Consider the following 16,074-nt stretch of genomic DNA (forward strand, 5'->3'; position numbering starts at 1 on the left):
CGTCCGCGGGTCGGGTCCGGGCGATGCCCGCGAGGGTGGCGTCGTTGAAGACGACGTAGGCGGGGAGGGCCTGCTCCTTCGCGACCCCGGCCCGCCAGGCACGCAGCCGCTGGAACAGCTCCTGCTGCGGCTCGTCCAGCTCGGCCGGGACGGCCCTGACCCTGGCCTTTCGCGCGGCACGCACGCGCTCGGGCTCGCGGCGCAGCCGCACCTCGCGGCTGCCGCCGAGCACCTCGCGCGCGGCCGCGGTGATGGCGAGGACGCCGTACTCGCCCTGAACCTCGAGCAGGCCCTGCGCGAGCAGCTGACGCACGACGCCGCGCCACTCCGTCTCGCCGAGCTCCGTGCCGACGCCGAACGTGCTGAGCTCGGTGTGCCGCTGCCGCACCGTCCGCTCGGTCTCGCGCCCGAGCAGGATGTCCACCAGGTGGCCCGCACCGAACTGCTGACCGCGCTCGCGCTGCAGCCGGACGATGGTCGACAGGAGCTTCTGCGCCGGAACCGTGCCGTCGAAGGCCTCGGGCGGGGTGAGACACGTGTCGCAGTTGCCGCACGGCTCGCTCTCCTGGCCGAAGTACCCGAGAAGCTGCTGCCGGCGGCACCCCACCGTCTCGCACAGGGCGAGCATCGCGTCGAGATGGAGGGACTGGGCGCGCTTGCGCTGCCGGTCCCCCTCGCCGTCGGCGATCATCCGCCGCTGCTGGACGACGTCCTGCAGCCCGTACGCGAGCCACGCGGTCGACGGCAGACCGTCCCGGCCGGCGCGACCGGTCTCCTGGTAGTAGCCCTCGATGCTCTTGGGCAGGTCGAGGTGGGCCACGAATCGGACGTCGGGCTTGTCGATGCCCATGCCGAAGGCAATGGTGGCGACCATGACGACGCCGTCCTCGCGCAGGAACCGAGCCTGGTTGCGCGAGCGCGTCTCGGCGGGCAGGCCCGCGTGGTACGGCAGTGCGGTGACGCCCTTGCCGGCGAGCCAATCGGCGGTGCGTTCGACGGAGGCGCGACTGAGGCAGTAGACGATGCCGGCCTCACCGGGGTGCTCGGCCTCGATGATCTGCAGCAGCTGGCCCTTGGCGTCCTGCTTGGGCGCGATCCGGTACTGGATGTTGGGCCGGTCGAAGCTGGAGACGAAGACGCGCGCGTCACCGAGGTCGAGATTCCGCACGATCTCCTCGCGGGTTTCGGCGGTGGCCGTCGCGGTGAGGGCGATGCGTGGGACGGCGGGCCAGCGTTCGTGCAGCATCGACAGCTTGAGGTAGTCGGGCCGGAAGTCGTGGCCCCACTGGGCCACGCAGTGGGCCTCGTCGATGGCGAACAGGGCGACGCTGGCCCGGTCGAGCAGGTCGGCGACGGCCGGCAGCCGCTCGGGGGCCAGGTAGAGCAGGTCCAGCTCGCCGCCCAGGAGCCGCCGCTCGACAGCGCGGCGCTCCTCGACCGACTGGGTCGAGTTCAGGAACGCGGCGCGCACCCCGAGCTGTTCGAGGGCGTCGACCTGGTCGTGCATGAGCGCGATGAGCGGGCTGATGACGACGCCGGTGCCGTCGCGGACCAGCGCGGGGATCTGGTAGCACAGGCTCTTGCCGCCGCCGGTGGGCATGAGGACCAGTGCGTCGCCGCCGCGGGTGACGGTATCGATGACCTCGGCCTGCTCACCACGGAACTCGTCGTAGCCCCACACGCTGGTGAGCGTCTCAAGGGGAGCGGAGGCCGAGGTCGCGACCCTGGCCGGCACCGCGGTGCCGGGGCGGGGGGCCGGGACCTCGGCGTGCTCGCTGGCGGGGAGGTCCCACTCGGTCAACGCGTCCGGCGGGGGTTCGTCCCAGTCGGGTGGCGGGGCGGTCCAGGTCTCGGGCACCGCACCAGCCTACGTGGCGGCGGGGGGCGGTCCCCCGTGGCCTTGGGTGTCTCAGCCGTCCGACCAGGACGTCAGGCGACGGCCTGCCGCTCCCCCAGCGCGTCCGTGAGGAGCGCGACGAGGGCTTCCAGCTGGATGTCGGTCGAGGACGCCAACTCGTCGGAGGACCCGTCGAGCGCCCGGGCGGCGAGCCCGGCCTTGCTGTCGATGAGTTCCGCGATCCGTGCGTCGATGGTCTGCGCGGCGATGATCCGCCACGCAGTGACGGGTTCCGCCTGGCCGATGCGGTGGATCCGGTCGATGGCCTGGGTCTGCTCCGCGTCCGTCCAGGAGAGCTCCGCGAGCACCATGTTGGAGGCGACCTGCAGGTTGATCCCGACCCCGGCGGCGGTCAGTGAGCAGACCGCGATCGCGACCTCGGCGTCGGTGGTGAAGGCGTCGATGTTCTTCTGCCGCACCGACGCTGTCTGCTCGCCACGGATCGAGGAGTACCGCAGGCCCAGCCGGGCGAAGGACTCCTCCGCGGCGTCCATGACGTCGATGTGCTTGGCGAAGAAGACCACCTTGCCGACGCTGCGGGCGAGCTGCGCGGCGTAGTCGGCCGCTAGGCCCGCCTTCGCCTGTCCGAGGCGCCGCATCATGGCGAAGACGTTCTCCTCGGACTTCGCCGCCTTGCCGGTGATCTCCCACCTGGCGACCTGGCGCACGAGGTCGTGGTCGATGCCGTCGACGACGCTGGTGCGGACCTCGAGCGCCTTCTCGTAGCGCGCCACGAGACGCCGCGTGAGGGCACGTTCGGCCGCGCGGATGGACCGGCCGGCCTCGTCGTCGAGCTCGACGGGCAGGTCGGCGACGCGGCGGGGCGGGATGTCCGCGGCGACGTCGATCTTGCGGCGACGGACGATCCCTTGCTCGATGACCGCGCTTCGCGCTGCGGCGTAGAAGGCGTGGTCGGCCGGCGTCAGGCCGGTCTCCTCGAGGGCCGCCATGAGCTCGCCGAGCGGCTTCTTGTCGTCGATCCAGCCGAGGAACTCCCAGATGGCCTGGAAGTCCTCGATGTCGTTGATCAGGGGCGTGCCGGTCAGCGCCATGAGCAGCGGGTTGCCCGTGCGGTAGCGGATCCGCTCGGCGATCTGGAGCACGTGCTGGGAGCGCTGGGACTTCTTGTTCTTGATGTAGTGCGCCTCGTCGACGGCCATGCCCAGGAAGCCGAGATCGCCGATCCAGCCCACGTGCCGGTCGAGCACCTCGTAGTTGACGATGATGATGTCCGCGAACGCGTCGACGGAGTCGCCGTCGCCGTGGATCACGGTCGCCCGGCGGTGCGGCGTCCACAGGCCGACCTCGCGCGCCCAGTTTGTCTTGACCACGTTGGGTACGACGACGAGCAGCGGGTAGGCCTTCGCGGCCTCGGCCGCGAGCAGCGCCTGCGCCGTCTTGCCCAGGCCGGGTTCGTCCGCCAGGAGGAAGGTCCGGTGCCCCGCTTCGGCGGCCGCGATCATGCGCGCCTGGTGCGGCATGAGCTTGCGGCCGTTCGGCACGCCGAGCGTCGTCGGCTCGGGCAGCGCCATGCACGAGGAGGCGCCGCCCATCTCGAACGCCTTGTACAGCGGGCCGAGCAGCTCCCAGCCGGCCAGGCGGCGCGGCTGGACACGGCGCTTGGCGGCGACCTCGAAATCGGGGGCGAGGAAGGGGTTGGCGAGCTGTCGGGAGATGACCGACTGCGGCACCACCCGACGCGATGCACCGGCGAGGTCCTCCGGGGGTTCCGACGGCGGTACCTCCTCCTCATCCTCCGCGACCTCGAAACCGGCGTCGCGGAGCAGGTCACGCTTGAGCGCCCGGGCCGCGTCCGAGAGGGGCGCCGCGGAGTCGAGCAGCTTCATCAGGGACATGTTGCGTGCCGCCGTGGTCGCCAGGATGACGGCGATGCCGTCGAGGCGCTTGAGCTCCTCGGCACGCCGGGTCTCCCCGATCGACCCGTCGGCCTTGAGTCGCGCCCGCTCCTCGCGCACCAGCACCGCGATCACCTGGAACGTGGTCCGGGTCGACGGTGTCACGCGCCCGCGCTGCACCGACGCCTCGACGTCGCGCACGACTCGCGCGAGCACCGGCATGATGCCCTCGTTGTCGTGATGGCGGGCCCGCCCCGGGCTGCGGGGCGATGTCCGACGCGCGCTCGACTGACGTTGGGCTCGTCGAGCCAAGAGTCCTCCTCCAGCGTTGCCGACCGGTCACGGTGGGGAGACGCCCCACCAGCCCCGCGGCCGGGTGGATAGGCGCCCATGAGGACGCCGAGCCGGTGCCACCGGGCACTGGGCCGGTCCCGCGGATCGTCGTGGAGATCGACGCGACGGACTCGAAACGGCCCGGCAGCCTGCCGGTGTCACCGCCACCAGGTTACCCCTTCGACACGCCGCCCGGATCCCCCGTACCCGGTCCCCCTGCCCCGGAGGTAGCCGGTGTGTCCGTGTGGCCGACCGGCGGCAGGCCGTGGCGGACGGCGACCGGGTGACCCGGCCCACCCCTCCGGCACCGTCACGGGCTCCCCTCGGGCGAACGCGTGGGGGCTCGTGCTCGACCGTCACCAGTTCGCGAGCTGACGGGTCCTGCCGTCGATGATCTCGGTGACCCGGTCCGCGTCGACGAGGTGATCGCGGTTGTGCGTGACCATCACGGTGGTCAGGTCACGCTCGGTGGTCAGCTGGCGGAGCAGGGCGAGGACGGCTCCCCCACGGTGGGTGTCCAGGGCACTGGTGGGTTCGTCCACCAGCAGCAGCGAGGGCTGGTTCATCAGGCCGCGGGCGATCGTCACTCGCTGCCGCTGGCCCCCGGAGAGCTGGTGCGGACGCCGGTCGGCCTGGGCGCCCAGACCGACGGCGTCGAGCAGGTCGATGGCCCGGCCGCGCGCGGCGTTCATGTCGCGGCCGGCCAGGTGGGCGACGACCAGGAGCTGGTCGACGGCGGTGAGGGAGGCGAGCAGGTTCGAGCTCTGGAAGACGATGCCAATCTCCTCCCTACGCGCTCGTGCGCTCTCCGGGCGGCTCAGCCGCGTGAGGTCGCGGCCGTCGAGCAGGACCTGGCCGGAGTCCGGGCTGATCAGGGTGGCCGCGACGGCCAGCAGGCTGGACTTGCCGGATCCGGAAGGCCCCACGATCGCGGTCAGCGTGCCGGGCTCTGCGGTGAGGCTGACCCGGTCGAGGGCGGTGAGCCGCCGGTCACCGTCGGGGTAGGTCAGGGTGACGGCGTCGAGGTGGAGGGTCATCGAGCACTCCCAAGAGCGGTGAGGGGATCAACATTGGTGACACTGCGCAGCGCGACGGCTGCGCCGCCCAGCCCGAGCACGATCATCACCACGGCGGGGAACAGCAGGGTGGGCAGGTCGAGGACGAACGGGACGGCCGTCCGCGCCAAGGCTCCGATGCCCGCGGCGGCGGCCGTGCCGATGACGGTGCCGGCACCGAGCAGGGCCAGTGCCTGCCCCAGGGCATCCCTGAGCAGGTAGCCGGTGGAGGCGCCGACGGCCTTGAGGATGGCGATCTCGCCGCTGCGTTGGACGGTCCACACGGTGAAGAAGGCACCGATCACCAGGGCGGAGATGGCGAACAGCAGGGCCCGCATCAGCTGCAGGGAACCGTTCTCCGAGGTGTAGGCGCCGATCGCGGGCAGCGACGCGGAAGGTGTCACCGTGACGGTGTCCAGCCGCTGGTCGGCACCGCCGAGGTCTGCACCGAGCGTGGTCAGGGCCAGGACGGTGGCCGTCCCCGGCGGCTGCCCGGTGCCCGGCGAGTCCGCGGTGGACGCCCACACCACCGGGGCGTGGGAGAACTCGTCGTCGCCCGACACGGCGGCAACGCGGACGCGCCGTCCGGCGAGGTCCACCTGGTCGTCCGCGGACACGCCGAGGGTCGTGGCGGCCTTGGTGGACATGACGACCCGTCCGGTGCCGACCTGCGGGGCCAGCGGTGAACCCGGGGGAAGGGCGAAGACGGCGACGCCGGCGGTGCGTCCGCCGGCACCGGCGCGGCTGATGGTGATGGTGATGGGGTCGGCGCGCACCACACCGGGGACCTGGGACCAGTCTTGCTGGACGGCGGCGGGGAGGGCGGACTCGGTGAACGAGAGCTCCTGGCCGTCGGCCGGGGCCGAGAAGACCAGGTGGTCCACGGGCAGGTCGGTGATGGCGGAGGTGTTGGCCCGGCCGAGGCCGGCGGTGAGGCCGGACAGCAGGACGACGAGCATGGTGATGAGGGTGACGACGGTGCCCATCAGGGCGAACCGTCCCTTGGCGAAGCGGAGATCTCGGATGGCGACGAACACGCCGTGGTTTCCTTTCGGGATGCGCCGGCCAGGCACACTCGCCCGTGCGACGGGCTCGGTCGGCCGACTCCGCCGCGGTCTGCGGCGTCAGGGTCAACGCTCCTCGATCCGGGGTGCCGGCCGCATCCAGCCTGCGAACGGTTCCCGCGCGTCGAAGGAAGCACTGCGGGCTCAACCATTCGATGGATGCCGCACGGCAGGTGTGCGCCGTAGTCTGGTCAGGACATGAGCCATGGTGCGATCCAGCCACCCATCGCAGTGTCCGCCTCGGGGCGCACACCGGCGCCGGTCCCGGTACTGCTCCGCCAGGGCCTCCACCTGTTGGTCGCGGGACTGCTCGTCCTGGCGGCCGGACGCGGCGTCGTCGGCCGGGGCGGGGGGTGGCCTTGGGTGGTGGCCACCGCCGTGCTCGTCGGGGTGCTCTATTTCGCCGGACCGCGCTCGGCCGCCGTCGACCGGTCGGCCCGGACGGCCGGCGTCTGGCTCGCGCTGCTGCTGTCGGTGTGGCTGGTGATGCTGGCACTGACCCCGGACGCCATCTATCTGGCCTTTCCCTGGTCATTCTTGCTGCTGCACCTGCTTCCACGGCGAGCCGGGCTCGTGGCGGTGGCCGTCACGACCGCGGCTGCGGTCGCGGGATTCGCATGGCACCACCACCAGCTGACGGCGGCCATGGTCATCGGCCCCGTGCTGGGCGCCGTGGTCGTGATCGCCACCGTCCTGGGCTACCAGGCACTGCAGGCGGAGTCGGAACAGCGACGACGTCTCATCGTCCAGCTCGGCCGGACCCGGGACGAGCTGGCCGCCGCAGAACGCCGCGCCGGAGTCCTGGACGAGCGTGAGCGCCTGGCCAGGGAGATCCACGACACCCTTGCCCAGGGGCTCTCCAGCATCCAGCTGCTCCTGCAGGCGACGACCCGCTCCCCCGACCCCGCCCGCACCGCCACCCTGGTCGAGCAGGCCCGCCAGGCCGCCCAGGACAACCTGGCCGAGGCCCGTCGTTTCGTTCGCGCCCTGAGCCCGGTCGACCTGACGGAATCCGCCCTGCCCGCGGCCCTGGAACGACTCTGCACGACCACAGCGGCCCGGAGCGGCATCGACGTCACCTTCCACCACGAAGGGTCGCCCATTCCGCTGCCGACCCCGGTCGAGGTGGCCCTGCTGCGGATCGCCCAGGCCTCCCTCGGCAACACCGCCCAGCACTCCGGTGCCACCCGCGCCGACGTCACCCTCACCGTCATGGACGCCGCGGTGGCGCTGGACATCGTCGACGACGGGGTCGGATTCGACCCCCTGACGCTGAGCACCGACGACCCGGTCGACTCTCGGGAGGGTGGTTTCGGCCTGCGGTCGATGCGCTCCAGGACGGCTGAGCTCGGCGGGTCCCTCAGCGTGGAGTCCCGACCCGGGCACGGCACGGCGGTCTCCGTCCGCTTCGACAGGGTCGACATCACGGCCGCGACGGGCCGGTCCCGGTGACCGCCATCCGTCTCCTGCTGGCCGATGACCACCCCGTCGTCCGCGCCGGCCTGCGAGCCGTCCTGGAGGTAGAGCCCGACCTCGTGGTCGTCGACGACGTCGCCACCGCCGAAGCCGCCATCGAACGGGCCGGCGCGGGCGACGTCGACGTCGTCCTCATGGACCTGCAATTCGGCCCCGGCCTGGGCGGCGCCGCAGCAACCAGGCAGATCACCGCGCAGCCCGCCGCACCACGCGTGATCGTCCTCACCACCTATGACACCGAGGCCGACATCATCACCGCCGTCGAGGCCGGCGCCGCCGGCTACCTCCTCAAGGACGCGCCGCCCGAGGAGCTGGTGGCGGCGGTACGAAATGCCGCCGCGGGCCTGTCCGCCCTCGCCCCGGCCATCGCCGGCCGGCTCATCGACCGGATGCGTGCCCCCACCCAGTCCCTCAGCAGCCGCGAGACCGAGGTACTCGTGCTGGTGGCGGCGGGCCTGCCCAACCAGCAGATCGCCCAGCGGTTGTTCGTGTCCCAGGCCACGGTCAAGTCTCACCTGGTCCACATCTTCACCAAGCTCGACGTGGATTCGCGCACCGCAGCCGTCGCCGCCGCCGTTGACCGAGGCCTGATCCGACACAGCAGCCCGTCCGCGTGAGACTCCCGGTCCGATGCCGTGCACCCACGTGTTCGTGACCGAGGTGGCACCCTGCGGTGGGCAGACCAACCGGTGGTAGGACTCGACGATGTCGCCGTCACGAACACGTGCCATACCGATCGTGCGGACCGAGGACCGAGCGTGGTTCGCCACCTCGAAGTCGATGGCGGTGAAGTTCAGGGGCATTGCCGCACCTTCGCACGGGCCACGGGGCTGCGTATGAGGCGAACGGATCACGCGCCGCCGCGATCCCGGAGAGTTCGGCGACGGCTCCCGTGGGCCGGACCTGCACGCCGGCATGACGTCGTGCACGAATCCTCATCGTGACGTTCTCGCCGCACGGATCACCTCCGACCCCACGCGAAGGTGGGGCGCCGGGGACCTCCGGGCGCCCCTTCCGTGTTCAGTCGGCCTGCTCGCCGGTGCCGACCGCCTTCACTGCGGTGCCCGTGGCGATCTTCGCCCCGGTGGCACTGACCTGGATCGCGAAGTCCACCTCATTGGTGGAGCCGCGGTACAGGCTGAACCGGTTCTCCGGGAAGTGGCCGGGACCGGTCTCGTTGTCGAAGTAGATCGTGGTCTCCTGGCCGGCCGGGAGTTGCACCCCATCGAGCTTCTGGTAGTAGGCCTCCTTCTGGCCGGTGGTGACGTCCGTCATCTCGTAGTAGGCCTCGAACCCGTCCAGCGCCGTGGTGCCCGTGTTCTTCAGGGTCAGCTCCAACCGGTCGGTGATCGCCTTGCCCGTGGCGGGGTCGACGTTGTCCTCGGCCGCCGCGTACGTGATCTCCAGCGTCGGCTCCGTAGCCGTCTTGACAATGGGGTTCGACGTCACCGGCAGCACAACGCCGGCAGTGGTGGCGGTGGGGGTGCCGGCGGCGCCGGCGCTCGTGGACGTCGTCGTCGGGCCGGCCGTCCCGCCGGCCGCCGAGCAGCCGGCCAGCGCGGTCGCGACCAGGAGCAGGCTTGCGGTGACGCCGACGAGGGTCTTGCGGGATGCGGTGTTCTTCATGGGGTTCTCCTGAGCAGTCTGGTTCGGGTGGTGGTGCGGACGGCAAAGCTGACGGCGGCGATCGACGCGGCCCCCAGTGCGATGACATTCGCCGACGTCGCAGCCACGACGGTGGCCACGGGTTGCTGGTTGAACGTGTCCTTGATGCCGAGGACGGCGAACGAGAACCGTTCGAAGTGTTTGGTGACGGAGGAGATCTCGAGCGCGTTACGGGCAGCGTCGAAGCCGGCGAAGTTCGCCAGCACCGCCTGCTCGTCGGGCTTGGCGATCTGCAGGCTCTTGAACAAGCCGCCGGGGACCTGGTTGTCGGGGTCCATCGTGTCGCCGATCTGGGGGATGATCAGCACCACGGTCAGCCACGCCACCAGGGCGATGATCAGTGCGGTGCTCAGTCGCTTCGTCGATGACGCGAGGCCCACCGCCAGCGCGCTCCACGCCACCAGGTAGACCCAGGCCGCGAGGGCACTGATGAGGATGCGATCCACGTCGACGCCCGGCAGCGGGGCATGACCCACGACCGCGACGGCGGCCGTGACGGAACCGAAGATCACGGCGACGGCGACCAGCCACGCAACCGCCAGTGCAGCGACCTTCCCGGCCGCGAAGGCGTACCGCCCGACCGGCCTGCTGAAGATCAGGTCGAGGGTGCCGCGCTGCTTCTCCCGCGCGATGGCGCCGTAGCCCATGATGATCGCGAACAGCGCCCCGAGAATCTCCACGTACTCGATGCTGCCCCGGAGCATCTGCAACGGGTACAACTGCGGTTGTGGCGGGACGGTGGTGTTGCCCGACGCCTGGAGAGCAGCCAGATAGGCGTCGTACTCATCGAGCGTCACCCGGAACGCCGAGGCCGACACCACCACCGAAATCACGACGGCGACCAGCACGAAGCCCAGGACGACCAGCAGGAAGCGGTTACGGCGCAGGTCGAGGAACTCCTTGCGCATCATGGTCACGGTGCTAGTCACGGAGAGCCTCCCGAAGTCGTTCACGTCGAGTCGAAGCCAGCACGACCAGTCCCACCACGAGGGGTAGCCCCACGGCGAGCAGGCTTGCGGCCAGGCTCCCGGTGGCATCCGGGTTGGCCGTGATGAGCCCGCTCGCGGTCTTGAACTGCTCGGTCACCGAGACCGGACCGAGGACGTTGTTGAGGGTGTCGAACCCGCCACCCGCCACCGCGACCGCGGGGACCGGGTTCAGCAGCGATACCGGGGTGGCGGCGGTCCCGATCTGTGGCAGCACGAACACCACGACACTCCACAGGCTGATCGGGACCAGCAGCGCCGTCGTCTCCCGTGTGCTGTACACGCCGGCCAACAGTCCCAGGACCGCGAACTCGAGCAGCAGCACCCAGGCGAGAAGGAAGAAGCCGCCGATCCGTGCGGAGTCCCCCACGCCGAGCGCGTGCTGGGTGATGACCGACACGCTCCCCCAGGTGATACCCGCGACGAAGGCGAGCACCGCCCCGAGCCACAACCCGATTCCGGTCACCTTGCCCATCACGTACGATCGCGGGCTCACCGGGCGGCTGAGCACCAGATCAACCGCCCGTGCCTTGCGGTCACGCAGCGCCGAAGTCACCCCGACCACGATCGCCATCAGTGCGCCGATCAGGATCAGGTAGATCACGGAGTTGCGCGTGTAGTACAGGGGTGAGACGTTCGCGAACGGGTCGGGTGCCCGCGTCAGGCCGGCCTGAACGGTCTTCAGCCACACGCTGCTCACCGTGGTGTTCGTCAGCCAGCCGATGAGACCGGACAGCGAGGCCATCACCACGAAGACGACGAGCATCACCAGGGGCAGCCGTTCCCGACCCAAGCTGACCAGTTCCTTCCTGGCCACGCTGGTCAGCGCCCTCATCGGACGACCGCCGATTCGATCCGCATGTAGATGTCCTCCAGGGATCCCTCGTCGGGGAACGAGCCCAGAGTCGCCGCGAGGGAGTCATGGTGGACGAGGTGCCCGTGGCTGAGAATGCCGATGCTGGTGCACGTCATCGTCACCTCGGACAGCAGGTGCGTGTTCATGAAGATGGTCATGCCGAGGTCACGGTTCAACCCGATGATGACCTCACGCAGCTGACGAACCCCCTCCGGGTCCAACCCGGAGGTCGGTTCGTCGAGGAAGAGCACGGTGGGCCGGTGCAGGATCGCCTGCGCAATGCCGACGCGCTGGCGCATCCCCTTGCTGAACGTGCCGACCCGGGCATCGTCGTGCCCCGTGAAGTCCAAGTACGCCAGCACCTCGTGAATCCGGGCGTCCGGTCTACGCACACCCGACAGGTGGGCGAAGAATCGCAGGTTCTCCATCGTGGTGAGGTTGTCGTAGAACTGGACGTTCTCGGGCAGGTACCCGATCAGGCGGCGCACCCGGTCCGCGTCCCGGACACAATCCGCGCCGGCCACGCGGACTGATCCGCGCGTGGGAGCCAGGAGCGTGGTGAGGATGTTCACCGTCGTGGTCTTACCGGCCCCGTTGTGGCCGAGCAGGCCGAAGATCTCGCCCGATGAGATGGTCAGGTCGAGGCCACCGAGGGCCGGCTTGTCGCCATAGGACTTCGCCAAGCCGACCGATTCGATCGCGATGTCGTTCATGAGCCACACGCTAGGAAAGTGATCCTGTGCAACCCCTGAGCGACCTCAGCCCCCGCATGCGGGCACGCCGAGAACCGCAGCAAGGGCCCGCCACGATTCGCGGCGGTGCTGGGCTTCCTTCGCCTGTCCGACCCGTCCGGCCCTTGTGGTCACAACGTGGCTGGGGTGTTGCCCTCGCGGTCGACGCACACTACTGTCCTGTCGTTACTCCGTTGGTGAACGCTCTGTTCCGCAGCGTGAAATGTCACGACATGACCGGCAAGGATGCCGGTCCCTGGGAGGACTCGTGGACAACCTAGCTGTTCTGGCACTACTCGCGGCGTTGCCGATTCTCATCGTCGGCACGCTCCTCATCGGATTGCGCTGGCCGGCCAAGTACGCCATGCCGGTGGGCCTCATCGCCGTCGTCATCATCGCGGCGGCCGTGTGGCGGATGAGCTGGACCGCCATCGCCGCCTCTGCGGTGCAGGGCGTGCTCATCGCCATCGGCCTGCTGTGGATCGTCTTCGGGGCGTTGCTGCTCCTCGAGACCATCACCAAGAGCGGGGCACTGGACTCCATCCGGGCCGGGTTCACCCGCATCAGTGCGGACCGCCGGATCCAGGTCATCATCATCGCCTGGCTCTTCGGTTCCTTCATCGAGGGTGCCGCGGGGTTCGGCACCCCGGCCGCGGTGGTCTCGCCGCTGCTCCTCGCCTTGGGCTTCCCCGCCATGGCGGCCGTCATGGCGGGCCTGATCATCCAGTCCACGCCCGTGAGTTTCGGCGCTGTCGGAACCCCGATGAACGTCGGCATCGGCACCGGCCTGTCGGGTACGGACGGCACGCTCGTCGACAACGCCGCTGCCCGTGCGGGCGTGCTCGGCCTGGACCAGAGCGAGTTCATCGCGCACACGGCCACTCAGGTGGCCACGATCCACGCCATCGTCGGCCTGCTCGTGCCGCTCTTCATGGTCACCCTGATGACCGGATTCTTCGGCGAGAAGCGCGACTTCCGGGCCGGCCTCGCCGTCGCCCCCTTCGCTCTCTACGCGGCGCTGGCGATGATCCTGCCCTACCTGACGGTGGCCTACCTGCTCGGCCCGGAGTTCCCCGCCCTGCTCGGCGGGTTCATCGGGCTGGTGGTCGTCATGTTCACCTCGTCCAGGGGCTTCCTCATGCCGAAGGACGTGTGGGACTTCCCCCCGCGTCGGCGATGGAACCCCCGATGGATGGGCACGGTCAACCCGGCCGAGGAGGCGGCTCACCTCACCAAGCGGATGTCGATGGCCCGCGCCTGGTCGCCCTACGTCATCGTGGCCCTGCTGCTGCTCGTCACCCGCAACATCCCGGCCGTCAAGGCCTTCCTCACGGGTCCAGCGGTGATCAAGGTCCAGGACATCTTCGGATCCGGGATCTCCCAGAACATGGACCTGCTGTACTCCCCGGGCGCCATCTTCCTGTTGGCGATCCTCATCACCTACGTGCTGCACCGGATGCGCGGCAAGCAGATCGCCTCGTCGTGGAAGGTGGCCAGCAGCCAGCTGCTCGGGGCGGCCTTCGCCCTGCTCACCGCGCTGCCGCTGGTCCGGATCTTCATCAACTCCGGCACGCAGTTCAACGACGCCGGCTACGCCTCCATGCCGCTGACCCTGGCGGAGGGCGCCGCGACGGTGGCCGGGACCAACTGGCCGATCCTCGCACCCGCCATCGGGGCGCTGGGCGCGTTCGTCGCGGGCTCCAACACCGTGTCGAACATGATGTTCTCGCTGTTCCAGTTCTCCACCGGAGAGGCGATCGGGGCCGCCAGCCCCGAGACGGTGGTGGCCGCCCAGGCTGTCGGCGGCGCCGCCGGCAACATGGTCGCGGTCCACAACGTCGTCGCCGCGGCCGCTACCGTCGGCCTCCTCGGCCGCGAGGGCGACCTCATGCGCAAGACGATCCTGCCCATGACGTACTACGTCTTGGCTGCCGGAGCGATCGCGTACATGTGGATCTTCGGGATCGGATTCAACATCGGGCTCGTCGTGTTCGTCCTCGTCTACCTCACCCTCGCGTTGACCGCGTGGAAGCTCTGGACCGCGCCGCTGACGGAGAACAAGGAGCTGCAGCTCGCGAAGATGTGACCCTTCCGGCCACTTCCACGGCCGCGTGCTCGAAGGACGACGGGACCCCCGGCCACCATGGTCGGGGGTCCCGTCCCTCGAGCCACGCACGATCTCCAGGGAGAGGACCCCTACCCAGGGCGCGACCGGCCCGAAGGACGGGTGCACCTGCCACCGCCACGACGGCCGGCACGGCCCACCACCCACGACGGCCGGCACGGCCGCCCCACGCACGACGCAGCGGCGCCGCTCGCGCGACACCGCTCCCGAGGTTCCTCGGTGCTCCGGCCCCGCCCTGCAGCTGGGCCGCGGACTCAACCCTCACACCCTCCCCCGCCGCAGGCGCAGGTGCCGTGCCCGCCGGCGGCCTCGGGGGCCACCACGGCACCGGTGCCGGCGGAGGCTTCCGCCGGCACCGGGCCGGCACCGGACCGGCCCGCCTTCGGCCGTCTCGGGTCCTTGCGCGGTGGGTTCTCCAGGAGCGTTCGCACCGGCAGCCCGCGCAGGGATGCGTCGAGCACGAGGATCATGTGCGCCGTCGCCATGTGCTTGCCCTGACGCCCGAGGGCGTCGGTGATCTGGAGCAGGCAGCCGGGGTTGGAGGTCACGAGCAGCTCGGCCTGGGTGGCCGCGACGTTGGTGGCCTTGCGGTCGCCGAGCTCGCGTGCCGGCTCGGGGCGCACGAGGTTGTAGATGCCCGCCGACCCGCAGCACAGGTCGCCGTCGGCTATCTCCTTGACGGTCACTCCCGGGATCCCGCGCAGGAGCCGGCGGGGCTGTGCCCGCACGCCCTGGGCGTGGGAGAGGTGGCAGGCGTCGTGGTAGGCGAGCGTGACCGGCAGCGGGTGCCGCTCGGCGACCGGGCCGAGCTCGACGAGGATCTCGGAGATGTCGCGGACCCGCTCGGCGAACGCCCGCGCACGCGCTGCGTAGGCGGGGTCGTCGCCGAGCAGGTGCGCGTAGTCCTTCATCGTCGACCCACAGCCCGCGGAGTTGACGACGATGCGTTCGACGCCGGCGTCGCTGAACGCGTCGATGAGCGCCCGGGCGTAGCGCAGCCCCTCCTCCTCGCGGCCGGCGTGGACCGACAGCGCCCCGCAGCACTGCTGCGCGGGCGGGGTGACGACGTCGCAGCCCTCCATGTTGAGCACGCGCACCGTGGCGGCGTTGACGTCGGGGTAGAACTCGCGCTGCACACAGCCGAGCAGCATGCCCACCGTCATCCGGTGCGGGCCCTTGGCGGGCATGACCTCGGGGATGCGGACCTGACGCTGTACCGGCGGCGCGATGGCCTCCATCGTGGCCAGCGTCGGGGAGATCTTCTCCAGCACTCCCGAGCCGCGAACGAGCTTGGAGAGCCCGCTGCGTTGGTACAGGGCGAGCGGCCCGCGCATCAGCCGGAGCCGGCCCGGCCGCGGGAAGAGGGCGAAGATCGCCTCCCGCACGGCCCGCTCCCCGACCGAGCGGTGCTGGGAGCCGCGCCGCTGGACCTGCTGGCGGGTGGCCTCGATGAGCTTGTCGTACTGCACGCCCGAGGGGCAGGCCGTCACGCACGCCATGCACCCGAGACAGTTGTCGATGTGCTCGACCATCGACGGGCTCATGGGCTCGCCCTCGAGCCCTTCCTTCATGAGGTAGATGCGCCCGCGGGGGGAGTCCATCTCCTCGCCCCACAGGTTGTACGTGGGGCAGGCCGGGAGGCAGAAGCCGCAGTGGACACAGTCGTCGATGAGCTCGCGGGCGGGCGGGTGGTGGTCGTCGAAGGCCGCCGGCGTCAGCACGTCCGGCAGCGTCGTGCCCGACTGCGCCGGCTCGACCGAGCCCATGGTCCCCTTCGTCGCGTCGACGCTCATCAGATTCCTCCCACGAACCGGCCCGGTGCGAGGTTGCGACCGGGGTCGAGCTGCGCCTTGATGCCCTGCATGAGGCCGAGACCGGCGACCGGCCCCCACACGTCCAGTCCGTCGCGCAGCTCGGCGGGGGCCGTCAGGACGACGACGGTGCCCTCCCGCGGCGTGGGCGCAACGGCGCGCAGGTCCGCCAGGACCGCGGCAACGGCATCCGGTGCGGGGGCGGTGAGGCCGACGTGG

General features: G+C 70.6%; 12 protein-coding genes and 1 pseudogene. 3 read left to right on the forward strand and 10 right to left on the reverse strand.

The annotated features are described in order from the left end of the window. From recQ to ACYC1Z_RS09045, 4 genes are all read right to left on the reverse strand, one after another. Positions 1-1,735 (reverse strand): DNA helicase RecQ (recQ, locus tag ACYC1Z_RS09030; protein ID WP_461409205.1); only part of this gene is annotated, 1,735 nt, incomplete at its 3' end. 194 nt (positions 1,736-1,929) lie between these two features. Next, on the reverse strand, positions 1,930-4,065 hold the full coding sequence (locus tag ACYC1Z_RS09035) for a DEAD/DEAH box helicase (RefSeq protein ID WP_461409195.1): 2,136 nt from the start codon (positions 4,063-4,065) through the stop codon (positions 1,930-1,932). 377 nt (positions 4,066-4,442) lie between these two features. Then, a complete protein-coding gene (locus ACYC1Z_RS09040; RefSeq protein ID WP_461409196.1) occupies positions 4,443-5,123 on the reverse strand; it encodes an ABC transporter ATP-binding protein in 681 nt (226 codons plus the stop codon). After that, positions 5,120-6,178 (reverse strand): ABC transporter permease, encoded by a 1,059-nt coding sequence (locus ACYC1Z_RS09045; protein ID WP_461409197.1) that lies wholly within the window; start codon positions 6,176-6,178, stop codon positions 5,120-5,122. The genes ACYC1Z_RS09040 and ACYC1Z_RS09045 overlap by 4 nt, the downstream gene beginning before the upstream one ends. Before the next feature lie 225 nt (positions 6,179-6,403). Here ACYC1Z_RS09045 and ACYC1Z_RS09050 point away from each other — a divergent pair, with 225 nt between their 5' ends. Then, entirely contained in the window at positions 6,404-7,657 is a 1,254-nt protein-coding gene (locus tag ACYC1Z_RS09050) for a sensor histidine kinase (protein WP_461409198.1), read from the forward strand. Further along, the gene (locus ACYC1Z_RS09055; RefSeq protein ID WP_461409199.1) at positions 7,654-8,298 is read left to right on the forward strand and encodes a response regulator; all 645 of its coding nucleotides are present in this window, start codon (positions 7,654-7,656) and stop codon (positions 8,296-8,298) included. The genes ACYC1Z_RS09050 and ACYC1Z_RS09055 overlap by 4 nt, the downstream gene beginning before the upstream one ends. Before the next feature lie 403 nt (positions 8,299-8,701). On the opposite strand, the gene ACYC1Z_RS09060 is transcribed toward ACYC1Z_RS09055, so the two are convergent. From ACYC1Z_RS09060 to ACYC1Z_RS09075, 4 genes are read right to left on the reverse strand one after another with little or no spacing between them, the layout of a single operon-like run. Next, the gene (locus tag ACYC1Z_RS09060) at positions 8,702-9,307 is read right to left on the reverse strand and encodes a hypothetical protein (RefSeq protein WP_461409200.1); all 606 of its coding nucleotides are present in this window, start codon (positions 9,305-9,307) and stop codon (positions 8,702-8,704) included. Then, positions 9,304-10,275, reverse strand: a complete 972-nt coding sequence (locus tag ACYC1Z_RS09065; protein ID WP_461409201.1) for an ABC transporter permease — start codon at positions 10,273-10,275, stop codon at positions 9,304-9,306. Before ACYC1Z_RS09065 ends, ACYC1Z_RS09060 begins: the two co-directional genes overlap by 4 nt. After that, positions 10,268-11,167, reverse strand: a complete 900-nt coding sequence (locus ACYC1Z_RS09070) for an ABC transporter permease (RefSeq protein WP_461409202.1) — start codon at positions 11,165-11,167, stop codon at positions 10,268-10,270. The genes ACYC1Z_RS09065 and ACYC1Z_RS09070 overlap by 8 nt, the downstream gene beginning before the upstream one ends. Then, positions 11,164-11,901 carry an ABC transporter ATP-binding protein gene (locus ACYC1Z_RS09075; protein ID WP_461409203.1) on the reverse strand — a complete coding sequence of 246 codons (738 nt, stop codon included), beginning with the start codon at positions 11,899-11,901 and terminating at the stop codon, positions 11,164-11,166. The genes ACYC1Z_RS09070 and ACYC1Z_RS09075 overlap by 4 nt, the downstream gene beginning before the upstream one ends. Before the next feature lie 286 nt (positions 11,902-12,187). On the opposite strand from ACYC1Z_RS09075, the gene ACYC1Z_RS09080 reads away from it, so the two are divergent. Next, positions 12,188-14,005, forward strand: a complete 1,818-nt coding sequence (locus ACYC1Z_RS09080; RefSeq protein WP_461409204.1) for an L-lactate permease — start codon at positions 12,188-12,190, stop codon at positions 14,003-14,005. A gap of 293 nt (positions 14,006-14,298) precedes the next feature. Here the strand turns inward: ACYC1Z_RS09080 and ACYC1Z_RS09085 are convergent, their stop codons facing one another. Beyond that, on the reverse strand, positions 14,299-15,810 hold the full coding sequence (locus ACYC1Z_RS09085; protein ID WP_461409206.1) for a (Fe-S)-binding protein: 1,512 nt from the start codon (positions 15,808-15,810) through the stop codon (positions 14,299-14,301). Between the two features lie 26 nt (positions 15,811-15,836). Beyond that, a pseudogene (locus tag ACYC1Z_RS09090) lies at positions 15,837-16,074 on the reverse strand (FAD-binding oxidoreductase); the annotation flags it as partial.

This window comes from Georgenia sp. (genome assembly GCF_054605595.1).

Coding starts and splice junctions, on each gene's coding strand:
- ACYC1Z_RS09040 (WP_461409196.1), bottom strand. CDS start 5,123: ATGACCCTCCACCTCGACGCCGTCACCCTGACCTACCCCGACGGTGAC.
- ACYC1Z_RS09050 (WP_461409198.1), top strand. CDS start 6,404: ATGAGCCATGGTGCGATCCAGCCACCCATCGCAGTGTCCGCCTCGGGG.
- ACYC1Z_RS09060 (WP_461409200.1), bottom strand. CDS start 9,307: ATGAAGAACACCGCATCCCGCAAGACCCTCGTCGGCGTCACCGCAAGC.
- ACYC1Z_RS09070 (WP_461409202.1), bottom strand. CDS start 11,167: ATGAGGGCGCTGACCAGCGTGGCCAGGAAGGAACTGGTCAGCTTGGGT.
- ACYC1Z_RS09075 (WP_461409203.1), bottom strand. CDS start 11,901: ATGAACGACATCGCGATCGAATCGGTCGGCTTGGCGAAGTCCTATGGC.
- ACYC1Z_RS09085 (WP_461409206.1), bottom strand. CDS start 15,810: ATGGGCTCGGTCGAGCCGGCGCAGTCGGGCACGACGCTGCCGGACGTG.